General features: G+C 28.1%; 11 protein-coding genes. All 11 read left to right on the top strand.

Translation table 11 applies throughout. The annotated features are described in order from the left end of the window. Positions 1-24 precede the first annotated feature (24 nt). The gene (locus RCG18_RS01580; protein WP_308039692.1) at positions 25-783 is read left to right on the top strand and encodes a class I SAM-dependent methyltransferase; all 759 of its coding nucleotides are present in this window, start codon (positions 25-27) and stop codon (positions 781-783) included. A gap of 62 nt (positions 784-845) precedes the next feature. Continuing rightward, positions 846-1,625, top strand: coding sequence for a class I SAM-dependent methyltransferase (locus tag RCG18_RS01575; RefSeq protein ID WP_308039691.1), 780 nt, complete (start codon positions 846-848; stop codon positions 1,623-1,625). 46 nt (positions 1,626-1,671) lie between these two features. Next, positions 1,672-2,913, top strand: coding sequence for a hypothetical protein (locus tag RCG18_RS01570; RefSeq protein WP_308039690.1), 1,242 nt, complete (start codon positions 1,672-1,674; stop codon positions 2,911-2,913). A 12-nt stretch (positions 2,914-2,925) separates the two neighbouring features. Further along, on the top strand, positions 2,926-4,473 hold the full coding sequence (locus tag RCG18_RS01565; RefSeq protein WP_308039689.1) for a hypothetical protein: 1,548 nt from the start codon (positions 2,926-2,928) through the stop codon (positions 4,471-4,473). Positions 4,474-4,494: 21 nt separating this feature from the next. Then, the gene (locus RCG18_RS01560) at positions 4,495-5,598 is read left to right on the top strand and encodes a glycosyltransferase family 2 protein (RefSeq protein WP_308039688.1); all 1,104 of its coding nucleotides are present in this window, start codon (positions 4,495-4,497) and stop codon (positions 5,596-5,598) included. A gap of 72 nt (positions 5,599-5,670) precedes the next feature. Then, the gene (locus RCG18_RS01555; protein ID WP_308039687.1) at positions 5,671-6,639 is read left to right on the top strand and encodes an NAD-dependent epimerase/dehydratase family protein; all 969 of its coding nucleotides are present in this window, start codon (positions 5,671-5,673) and stop codon (positions 6,637-6,639) included. A gap of 59 nt (positions 6,640-6,698) precedes the next feature. Then, entirely contained in the window at positions 6,699-7,847 is a 1,149-nt protein-coding gene (locus RCG18_RS01550) for a glycosyltransferase family 4 protein (RefSeq protein ID WP_308039686.1), read from the top strand. Positions 7,848-7,878: 31 nt separating this feature from the next. Continuing rightward, positions 7,879-8,976, top strand: coding sequence for a chemotaxis protein (locus RCG18_RS01545; protein WP_308039685.1), 1,098 nt, complete (start codon positions 7,879-7,881; stop codon positions 8,974-8,976). 203 nt (positions 8,977-9,179) lie between these two features. Next, the gene (locus tag RCG18_RS01540) at positions 9,180-10,262 is read left to right on the top strand and encodes a mannose-1-phosphate guanylyltransferase (protein ID WP_308039684.1); all 1,083 of its coding nucleotides are present in this window, start codon (positions 9,180-9,182) and stop codon (positions 10,260-10,262) included. 92 nt (positions 10,263-10,354) lie between these two features. Next, on the top strand, positions 10,355-11,353 hold the full coding sequence (locus RCG18_RS01535; RefSeq protein ID WP_308039683.1) for an SGNH/GDSL hydrolase family protein: 999 nt from the start codon (positions 10,355-10,357) through the stop codon (positions 11,351-11,353). A 199-nt stretch (positions 11,354-11,552) separates the two neighbouring features. Further along, a complete protein-coding gene (gene pseG, locus RCG18_RS01530) occupies positions 11,553-12,629 on the top strand; it encodes a UDP-2,4-diacetamido-2,4,6-trideoxy-beta-L-altropyranose hydrolase (RefSeq protein WP_308041946.1) in 1,077 nt (358 codons plus the stop codon). Positions 12,630-12,652: the final 23 nt, after the last annotated feature.

Here is a 12,652-nt window from a genome sequence, read left to right as displayed (position 1 = left end):
TAGATATAGAAAGGATTAGGGGAAATGATAGAAAAGTCTAATTTGCAACTAGTTACCTTGGAATATAGTAGTATTTCTCAATGTAAAGAAATTTTTGGAGAAGATGAGCAAAGATATACTCCTTGGAATTGGTCAAGTAAAAGAGTTTCACAGTATATTCCTAAGAATGCCTATGTTTTAGATATAGCATCTGGTTATGGAAATCCATATATTATTAAAGCTTTAAAAGATAACAATTGTATGGCAGAATTTGTGGACATATTGCCTACTCCAAAAGATAAAATTTCTGAGTTCATAAATTATACACAATGCAATTTAGAAAATGAAAATTTACCATTTAATAAAAAGTTTAATTGTATAGTTTCTGTTAGTTCATTAGAACACATTTCCCCTAAGAAAATGTTTAAAATTTTGAAAAATTCAGTTAATCTCTTAGAAAATGGAGGAATATTGGCTGTAAGTATAGGACATTTTTTAGGAGTTAAAGATATAGATGAGGTAAAAAAATCTATAAAAAATCATTCCTATTTTAAGAATAGAGGTTATAGCATATATATACCATTAAACATTAAAGAGATAATTGATAAACTTAATATAGAAGTTAATGTAAACAATATTCAAATGAATATATTTCCTGGAATGGAGAACTATAGTGATAAACAATGGGAAAAAAATAAAGATATTTGTACAGAAAAATTTTCTGATTATCCAGAGCTAAAATCTCATCAGTGGTTAGGTGATATTAAAGCTTGCGAAATATTGCTTGTTATAGAAAAGTTATAATAAAAACTATATTAAAAAATAAATAGTAAATAACTATTCCCTATTTTAAGGATGTGATAATTTTGTGCATTACAAAGAAACAATTTAATATAGATGGAAAAATCGTCAGTATCCCATTAGTTAATATAAATGATTTAAACAAAGTTTTAAATTTTAATGAAGAAATTGACTGTCCCAAAGAATCACTTGATAAACCATTCAATGAGTTTAAAATGGAAATAAATGATTCTCCAATATTCAGGTATATTTATAGGAACTTTAAGCCTAGAAGACATCTTGAGTTTGGAACCTGGCAAGGAATAGGTACCCTATATTGTTTGCAGGAGACAGAGGCTACAGTTTGGACATTAAATTTACCATTTGGAGAAAAAAACATTTCTGGAGATAATGTTTATGGCAACTATAGTTATGAGGTTGAGGAACTTCAAGCTTGGGCAAAAAAAATACAATTTCCAGCCAAGGACGTATACCCCACTGATTCCATTGGTTTTACAGGAAGAAAGTATTTGCAAGAAAATTTAGGACATAGAGTTTGCCAAATATATTGTGATAGTACTTTATGGGATACAAAAAATTATCCAGATAACTTCTTTGATACAGTTTTGATAGATGGAGGACATACAAAAGAAATAGTTGCAAATGATACGAAAAAAGCATTTCAAGTTTTAAAAAATGGCGGACTTATTATGTGGCATGATTTCTGTCCACCTATTTCAAATGTATTTGAAACAACAAAAGGAGTTATGGAGGGAGTAATTGACCAGTGGGATTTTATAAATAGTAATACTGAAAAATTATTTTGGGTAGAGCCAAGTTGGATACTTGTAGGTATAAAAAAATAAGTAAACGGAAAAAACAAGAAAACTATTATAAAGGTGATGATTAATTGTGGTAATTTCTCCAGCCAGTGCATACTGGAATCAAAGGGAAAAAATAAGTAAAAATAAAGAACGTATAAAAGATTTAGCCCATGCAGTTGATTATTTAAACGATTTGAATATATGTCAGTGGAGCCAATTGGTTGCTTTTACTTTAGAATTTAAACCTGATTTGATATTAGAATTAGGAAGAGGAAAAGGCAATTCTACCTGTGTTTTTACAGAAGTCTCTAATTGGTTCGGTGGAAAAGACAAGTGTAGAGTAGTCAGTCTTTGTATATCTGATAGCTTTGAAAAAGAAACTATACCTAAGCTTAAAGACAATGGTGTTGTATCTGAAGAATGGTTTAACCCGTTAGAGTGTATAAATACAGATATTCTTGATTATGATTATGAAAAATTATTTAGTAATTATGAAAGAGTTTTAGTATTTTGGGATGCCCATGGGTATAGTATAGCTGAATGTGTACTAGGAAAGATATTGCCTTTGTTGCAGAATAAGAAGCATCATATTATAATGCATGATTTATCGGATAATAGATATATGCCTAAACAAATTTTATCTTATGATAATAATTATCTTTGGAGAGGTAACAATGATGTTGGTCAGAGGGTAGTATTAGGAAATATAAACTCTGCAGTTGAGCAAAGTGTTTCTATAGTAGATTTTGTTTCAAGAAATAATATAGACTTAGTTTCTTCTGATCACAGTTTTCACCAGGAAATTGGTAAAGATATAGAAAAAGTAGAAGAAATGAAAAAAGAACTAGGAAATGAAATGTTTTCACTTAATGGACATTGGTTTTGCTTTACTTTAAATAATGAAGAGGGTCCGTTTACTTTTCCGAGGATTCATATATATGATGAAATGGCCTATGAAAATGAAATTATAGATAAAATATTTAACACAGATATTGATATAATGCTCGTTAACTCTTTAATTAATAATAAAGAAAAAAAAATAGCAATTTTTGGTGCAGGGCGACTAGCTAAAGCTGTTTATAGACTTATTGAAGAATTAAATAGAAGGTATGAAATAAAGATAGAAATAAAGTTAGTTGTAGATAATGATCTTAATAAAATAAGTAAAGATTTTTATGGTATCCGAATAGAAAAACCTACAACAAATAGTTTGAAAAATGTGGAAAAAGTTATCATTGCATCGGGACAAGTTAATGAAATTTGCAATCAACTCAATGAGTTAGGAATAAAATCTGAAGATATATTAATGGCATATAATTCTCAAAAATAAGGGAGGAGTAATATGAATAATTTTACTGATTGTCCTGAACTCTCAATTGTAGCGACAACTAGAAATGATAACCATGGTGGCGATTTAAAATATAGGATGCAGCTTTTCATTGACAATATACTTGAACAAACGAAAAAATATAAGTTTAATGTTGAGTTAATATTAGTTGAGTGGAATCCGCCAAAAGATAAAAAAAGATTAAATGAAGAATTATGTTGGAATAAAAAAAATGATTATTGTAATATAAGAATTATTGAAGTACCAGAACAAATGCATAATAAATATAATTTTTCTCAATCTCTTCCTTTATATCAAATGATTGGGAAGAATGTTGGGATACGTAGAGCAAAGGGAAAATATATTCTTGCTACAAATGTAGATATAATTTTTTCTGACGAACTTTTTGAGTTTTTAATTTCAGGAAAGCTACAAGAAAATAAGATTTATAGAGTGGATAGATATGATGTGAGAAATGAGATTCCTATTAGTGGAACTCACGAAGATAAAATTAACTATTGCAAAAAAAATATTATAAGGATAAATGAAAGATTTTATACAGAAAGTTATATTAATAATGAAAAATATTTAGTTTATCCAAAAGAAATTGAAGAATTAGCAAATAATAAAAAGATTAAAGAGCCACCCCATTGTAATGCCTGTGGGGATTTTCAATTAATGGCAAGAAAACATTGGTTTGAACTTAATGGCTATCCAGAGTTAGATATGTATTCAATGCATATTGATTCTTTAATGCAATATATGTCAAGGGCTAATGGCATAGAAGAAATATATTTGAATAATCCTATGGTTACTTACCACATGGAACATACTTCAGGATTTCAACCAGAAAATAAAGAGTTAGAAAGCCAATTAAATAAGAGGAAAGTTGATTCTTTAACATATTTGCAATTAATTACCTTTGCTAATAATATGGCTTTAAATAAAAAACCAATAATATTTAATGATGAAAATTGGGGACTAAATAATGTAGAACTGACAAATATAAATAAGAATTGTAACACTGATTTTGAACCTAATAATGTATGCAACACTGAAGAATGGCTCTATTTTGTTGAAGCCGAATATAATAAGTTATTGACTTTAGGTACTAGTACATTTGAAGAGTTCTTTGAAAAGCTTTTAATTATAAGAAGAAGATATGTGAATGATGAATTATTAGAAGATGACTATATAAGATATTTTTTACAACATTTAAACAAGAAAAAAATCATTGTTTTTGGAGCTAGTAATGGATATAAAAATTTTTTTAGTAAGATACTAAATTTATTCAATAAAAATCCATTATATATAATTGATAATGATAAAAATAAACATGGGGCTTTTATTAATGGAATACAAGTATTGCCAGTAGAAACGCTGTTAGATGAAAAGAAGGAAGACACTTTAATTATAGTTTGTTCTCAGTTTTATGAAGAGATAAAAGAACAATTAAATTCATTGGGTTTTTCAGAGGATACCCATTATTTTGATTATCTTTCAAGTATGTATATATATATAAGTGTTGGGTATATTTTAGCAGAAAATGATATGAAAATATAGATATTTTGGAGGAAGAGTATATTGACAGATATTAAGTTACCTTTAGTTTCTATTATAACTCCAACTTTAAATAGCGAAAAATATATTGAAAATACTTTAAAAAGCATTTTTAGTCAAACTTATAAAAATATTGAGCACATTATAGTAGATGCACTTTCAGCAGATAAAACCCTTGAGATTGTTAAAAATTATAATAAAAGCATTATAATATGTGAGCCTGATGAAGGCATAATCGATGCGTTTAATAAAGGGGTAAAGTATTCTACTGGTGAAATAATATATTTTCTTAATTCAGATGACTATTTATATGACCAAAACATAATACAAAAAGTGGTAGATAAGTTTTTAGATAATCCTAAAAAATCAATATTATATGGTAATGTTCTATGTATTGATGAAAAATATGGCATTAAGTATATACAAGGCAAAAAAATTGGCTTAGAAGATTTAGCCAAAGGCTATATGACACCACATCAAGGAGTATTTGTTAGAAAAAGTTTATTCGATAAATATGGTTTTTTTGATATAAAATATCCTATTGTCGCAGATTATGATTTTACAGTAAAATGTTTTAAAGGTGAAGAGCAAAATACCATATATTATGATGAAACTATTGCAGTTTTTAGGTTGCAGGGTGAGTGTTCTGATGTTAGGAATTTAGAGAAATTTGACAAGTATAAAAAGCAAGTGATGAAAAAACATTTCGGAGTAGATAATTATTCGAGTGGTTTAGAATATCAGGCTTTGTACAGAGTATGGTTAGAATCTTTATTGCTTATGGATAAAAATGCTACAAGTGTTTTAACTAAGAGAAATATTAAGTCTGTGGCTATATGGGGTACTCTAAAAACTGCTAGATATATGTATAAAGATTTACGAAATGAAAAAATCCAAGTTTTAGCTTTTATTGACAATAATAAAAGTACACATGAACAAATAATATATGATGATGTAAGGGTAAAGTCGCCTTTTTGGTTACAAGATAATCAAGATAAGTTAGATGCCATAATTATTTCCATAGAGTCAGATTTGCATGATCTTGAAGTGAAAAATCAAATAAAGGAAATAATGAAAGAGAAGAAAATAGAAGTTTTTACTTGGAAAGAAATAATAAATATGCTTTAACTATAACAACAATTTGTTGCTAATTAAATAATAAATGTTTTAATCTAACAATTATACTAGGGAGGTATTGAAATGAAAAAAGTATTAGTTACAGGAGCAGGTGGATTTATAGGACATCATTTAGTAACTTTTCTAAAACAAAAAGGTTACTGGGTTAGAGGTGTTGATTTAAAGTATCCAGAATTTACAAAAACAGATGCAGATGAATTTTTAATTCTAGATTTAAGAAGATGGGACAATTGCCTTCAAGCTACAATTGGAGTAGATGAAGTTTATGCATTAGCTGCAGATATGGGTGGGATGGGCTTTATTTCTAATCACCATTCAGAAATATTACATAATAATACATTAATAAATTTTCATACATTAGAAGCTGCTAGATTAAATGGCATAAAAGAATACTTATATACATCTTCTGCTTGCATATATCCGGAATATCTGCAAAAAGTTACAGATGTTAAGCCGTTAAAGGAAGAGGATGCTTACCCAGCAGAACCTCAGGATGCTTATGGTTGGGAAAAGTTGATTACTGAGAGGTTATGTACTCATTATAGATTAGATTATGGTATGAATACACATATAGTTCGTTTTCACAACATTTTTGGACCTCATGGAACATGGGAAGGTGGAAGAGAGAAGGCGCCAGCTGCACTTTGCAGAAAGATTGCAATAGCTAAGCTTACAAATAACAATGAAATAGAAATTTGGGGCGATGGGGAACAAACACGTTCTTTCTGCTATATTGATGATTGTGTAGAAGGTATATATAAGTTAATGAAAAGTGATTATTATGAACCACTTAATTTAGGACAAGATAGAATGGTTACTATCAATGAATTGGCAGAAATAATTTCCAATGTTTCAGATTATAAAGTAGTAAAAAAACATATTGAAGGACCACAAGGTGTTAGAGGAAGAAACTCTGATAATACAAAGATAAATAAAGTTTTAGGTTGGTACCCAGAGATTACTTTAGAGACAGGTCTAGAAAGAACATACAAATGGATAGAAAATGAAGTTAGAAAAAAGTTGAATTTATAATTTTAAAACTCCATTAGAATTTTCTGATGGAGTTTTAAATAATATTTTGAGGTGATAAATTGAATATATTGCATATAACCACTTTTCTTCAAGGAGGGGCAGGTAGAATAATAAAGAATATAGCCTCATGTCAGGAAAAATCTGAAAATAATGTATATATAGTAGCTAGCTTATCTGATGAGTTAGGTTATTGTAATTATAGTGAATATATGCGTGAGTTAGAAGAATTAAAGATACCATGCTTAAAAATAGATTCCACATTTAAAAGAGATATTTACCTTAATTTAAATGTTGCAGGAAAATTAAGAGAAATTTTAATAAGAGAGAATATTGATATAATACATGCACATTCAGCAGTGCCAGCAATGGTAAGCATAGTAGCAAGGTCTGGAATTAATAAATATATTCCTGTTATTCAAACCATGCATGGGTGGGGAACAAATAAAAGACCAGAGCATGAAAAAATGGATATTGCTATTATAAATGGGTTGGATGCTGTAGTAACTGTTTCTGAAAGTGACAAGGAGCTGATGATTGAAAAAGGAATTTACAAAGAAAAATTAACTACAATCTATAATGGCATTGAAAATCAGCCTAAAGATAAGAGCATTGATAAAGATATCGTTGATGATATATTTAGATATAAAGATTTAGGATACAAGATATTTGGATGCATTGGAACAGTCTGTAAAAGAAAAAATCAAGAACTAGTAGTTGAAACAGTGAAAAATTTAAAAGAAAAAGTTTTTTGTGTATTCATTGGCGAAGGAGATTTGCTAGATGAATTAAGTGAAAAAATTAAAATATATAAAATTGAAGATAAAATAAGATTTTATGGATATAGAGAAAATGCTAGTCTGTACATAAAATTATTTGATTATTTGATAATTCCATCATTAAGTGAAGGGTTTGGTTTAGTAATAGCTGAAGGATATAGGGAAAATGTGCCGGTGATTGCCAGTAATATAGATGTATTCAAAGAGATTATAGAAGAAAATTCTACTGGGTATCTGTTTAACAATAATGATGAAAATTCATTGAAGAAGTTGATAATTGAAGCCAATAATTTTGGATTAAAAAATGAAAAAACTATAGTAGAAAATGCCTATAGAGATTATAAAAACAAATTCGATATAGATATTATGATAGAAAAATATAATGAATTGTATATAAACATATGTGAAGGTAAATATAAAGATTTTGATTAGATATTAACATTTTATGAAATGAGTGATTTCAATGTACAATGTTTTAATGTTTGGAACTGGTAAGAGTTCAATTATCATTGAAAATGTATTAAATTGTAAAGTTAAAATATTGGCTTATGTGGATAATAACGAAAGTAAATGGGGAACAAAAAGAAACAATATTTTGATAGTAAAACCAGAACAAATAAAAAATTATGATTACGATTATATAATAATTGCTAGCCAATTTAATGAAGAAATATATAATCAGCTTATTGATTTGGGAGTAGTGGAGAATAAAATATTTCAATATTATAAGTTTATGGATAATTATTCAAATGAATATAAATATATGATTGATAATTTTATTGAAAACAATAATGATGATTTAGAAGCTATTTGCACAGGAATTTCTTATGCTTATACTGGATTTTCTGAAAAGAAATGTTTAAAAAGTTGTTACAAGTTTTCTTTGAGTAGCCAAGATATTTTTTATGATTATCATACTATTAAATATTTATTCAATAATTTTAAGGAAAAAGTTATAAATGTAAAATATGCTATTATTGGGCTTTGTTATTATAGTTTTCAGTATGATATGTCGCTTTCAGCTATGAAGAATAAGGTTGTTTGGTATTATTCAATTTTGAAAACAGCACACCATTATAGCAATGCAGATAGATTAAGTGAAGAGTATGAAAATAACAGAGAGATTGCAGAAAAAACATTTCGAATTAATGGTGGTTATTTTGATTTTGTATATGATGTTCCTAGTTTTAAAGAGTATGAAAATAAAGTAGAGATTGGAAGAAAACAAGCAGAACTAGATTGTAATAAAGACTATCCTAAAACTGTACAAGAAAATATTCAAATATTTAAGGACTATTTACGTTTTTTAAAAGATAATAATATAAAACCCATAGTTGTGGTATTCCCAGCTTCTAAATACTATACAGAGTACTTTTCAAAACGAATAGAAGATGAATTCTATTGTATTATAAATCAAGTGAAAAAAGAGTACAATTTTCAATACATAGATTACTTTAGATCAGAATTATTTGATGACGATGATTTTTCAGATGTATCACATTTAAATAATCAAGGAGCAGAAAAGTTTACCAAAATGTTGAATGAAGAAATAGAGTGGTAGTGTAAGCAGGTATTTTCTTCGATCTACCATTATTGGATAAATAGAAACGAAATAAATTATAATACTTTTCAAAACGAGTTGAAGAAGAATTTCATGAAATAATTGAAGAGCAAGAGGATACAGTGTAGTTAAACCTTATTCAACTTAAGATTAGAAGGGTAAGATATTTAGTTAAATTTAGTGATTTGGTTGGAGTGAGAGGAATGAAGAAAATGAATATATATAATGTTATATTAGCTGGGGGAAATGGGACAAGATTTTGGCCTTTAAGTAGAGAATCTAGACCCAAACAATTAATAAATATTACTGGTAAAGATGCGCTAATTAACGAAACTATAGCAAGAGTTAATAGGATATCTGATAATGATAATTTATATATTGTGACAAATCGTAAGCAAGAGGAATCACTGAAGCAAATAGTAAAAGGAAAGTGTAAAGAAGAAAATATTATACTAGAGCCAATGGGAAGAAATACTACTGCTGCAATAGGTCTTGCGGCTATTACAATTTTGAAAAGACGTGGTGATGGAATTATGTGTGTTTATCCATCAGATCATTGCATTGACAATGATGTAGAGTTTACTAATACTATCAATAGAGCAGTGAGAGTAGCTGAACAAGAGAATAAAATTGTCACTATAGGAATTAAACCAACGTATCCTGCAACAGGATATGGATACATAAATTATAATTCAAATAAAGCAATAAGTGAAGTAGCTTGCGAAGTATTGGAATTTGTTGAAAAGCCAGATTTTCAAAAAGCAAAACAGTATTTAAATTCTGGTGAATATATGTGGAATAGTGGAATATTCATATGGAAAGTTTCTGAAATTATAAAAAATATACAAAGATATTTGCCTAAAATATATGATAAGCTTAATCAGATAAGTGAACTTTTAGATGAAGAAAATAGTGAAGAAAAGATAAAACAAATATATTCAGAAATACCATCAATATCAATTGATTATGGCATTTTAGAAAGAAGTGATGATGTAGCAGTTGTAGCTTCCTCCTTTCAATGGAATGATGTTGGTGCGTGGGATTCTTTAGGGGCGATATATCCGCCAGATAAAAACGGAAATATTATTAAAGGCAATGATATAGTTCTGGAAACGGATAATTCTATAGTATATTCAGAAGATAAACTAATCACTACGTTAGGGGTAAATAACTTGATTGTTGTATCAACTAAGGACTCTGTTTTAGTTTGTGCAAAGGACAAGGCACAGGAAATAAAAAAAATTATTGATAAGTTAAAAGAAAATAATATGAACGAATTTATATAAGTTTTTAAGTTAAATAATATTTTAGAAGTATAATAAAGTGTAAAAAATTTTAAGTAAATATGTTGTATTGTTTTGAGATATAGGAGATTGTTATGAATAATAAATTCAACATAGTATTCCTAGGAGGATCCATAACTGAAGGCACAGGAGCTTCAATATATGAAAATTCATACACTTATAAAGTAGGAGAATATTTAAAGGTCCTATACAAGGATAAAAATGTAGATATAATAAACTCAGGAGTTAGTGGTACTGGTTCTAATTTTGGAGTGTTTAGACTAAAAACAGATGTAATAGCTAAAGATCCTGACTTAGTATTTATTGAATTTGCAGTAAATGATAGAATAGAAAACTCATATAATGCTGCTGTTACTATGGAGGGTATATTAAAACAGCTGTCAAAACTCAAAAGTAAACCAGCAGTAGTGATACTAATTACCCCTACTGGCCTTGCAGATGCCTGCAGCAGTGTACATAAACGGGTAGCCTATTATTACGGTGTACCAGTTATAGATATACAGGATTATATGTATAGACATATAGGCGTAGACGATTATACTTGGCAGGATATATCCATAGACAATCTGCATCCAAATGACAAAGGTCACAGCATATATGCGGAGTGTATAATAAATAGCATAAAAGACTTAGATATATTAAATAGAAAACCTATTGAAAAAATAAATACAATAACAGGATATGAGTTCAATAATCCAAATATTATAAGCTATGAAAAAGCAACTTTTTATGGGCATTGGAGAGAAGAAAACATAAACATACCTCAAATAGAGATAGCTGCAGTTTCTGATACTATTGGAGATTGTTTAGAGTTTAATTTTAATGGGAAATGCATTGCCATAACAACACTACTTTCAGAAGAAAGTGGCTGTATGGAGATAAAGATAGATGGAATAAATTATTTTTTAGATTTATATACTAACTTACCACTTTATTTTTCCTCCGCAATAAATTTGTTTAATTTGTCAGAAGGAAATCATGATATAATAATCAGGGTAAGTGATAGAAAGAATCTTTCTAGTAAAGGAAATAAAATTACAATAGGGTCTTTTTTAGTAGATATGAGCTATTAAAATAATGTTGAAAGAAAATCATTATGCTATCTATAAAATTTTGAGTAATAAATAAGTTATACTTTACCTTGTAACTTATTTTTATTTATTATCCTAACCCTGTTTTTGATAGAATTATGGAAAGTAAAGTCTTATGAAAAAACTGTGTAAAGATAATGATAGAGATATGAACTTACAACTAATTAAAGTAGGTGATTATATGAAAATAGGTATAAGAGCAGATGGAGGTAGTAAAATAGGTATGGGACATATAATTAGGACCTTAGCTTTAGCAAAAGAGCTTTTAAAGTATAATAATGAGGTCTTATACATATGTAGAGCAAAGTGCTCTAATATAGATTTTTTTGCATTATTTAATAAAAATATAATAACTATTACAAATAATAATGTGAAAGCTTATGAGGAATTAATAGGAAATGAGTATATAAAGGGAATAAAAAAGGTTTTAAGTGAAGGATTTAGGGTTAATTTAGTAAGAGAAAGTAATTTGATAGAAGATTTAAAAAAAGTTGAAGCAGATACTCTAATTACTGACAGCTATGAGGTAGATGCGGATTATTTTAATAAAACTAAAGACATATTTCCCCAAACAGTTTATATAGATGATATGAATCTGCATTATTTTAATGTAAGTATTTTAATAAATCAAAACATTAATGCTGAGGATTTTAGTTATAATGCAAATGAAGATACAAGACTTATGCTGGGAACTAAATATGTAATGCTGAGAGATGAATTTAAGCATATGGCTGTTAGATATATAAGTGAAAAGGTTAGGGATGTAATGCTTACTGTTGGAGGAGCGGATCCATATCATATTACAGAAAGAATATTAGCATGGGTAAAAAACTTAAAATACAATTTTCATGTAGTTATAGGGCCTTCCTTTGATAATAATAATATAAAAGATTTTGAGTGTGACAAGATTAAACTATATTATAATGCAGATATGTGTGAAATTATGAAAAAATGTGATGTAGCTATTTCGGCCTGTGGAAGCACATTATATGAATTATGTAGGGTTGGGACGCCTACTTTAGGTATTGTATTAGCTGATAATCAGGTAGGAGTTGCGAATAAATTTCATGAAATAGGGGTAATAAATAATTTAGGCTGGTATAAAAACTTAACAAAGGATAAATTAATTAAGGAGCTTTCTTTCTTGGAGTGTTATGAAAGAAGAAGAGAGATTTCCTATAACATGATAAAATTAGTTGATGGCAAAGGTCCAAAAAGGATTGCAAAAGAGCTTAAAACAGTTTCAATTCTAAATTAAGAAAGGTAGTTTTTCTAAATAAA

Origin of the sequence: Clostridium sp. OS1-26, assembly GCF_030915445.1 — a bacterium.
Lineage (GTDB): Bacteria > Bacillota > Clostridia > Clostridiales > Clostridiaceae > Clostridium_AM.
Note: the sequence above shows the minus strand (reverse complement) of the source record. Positions and strands in the feature narration are given on the sequence as shown.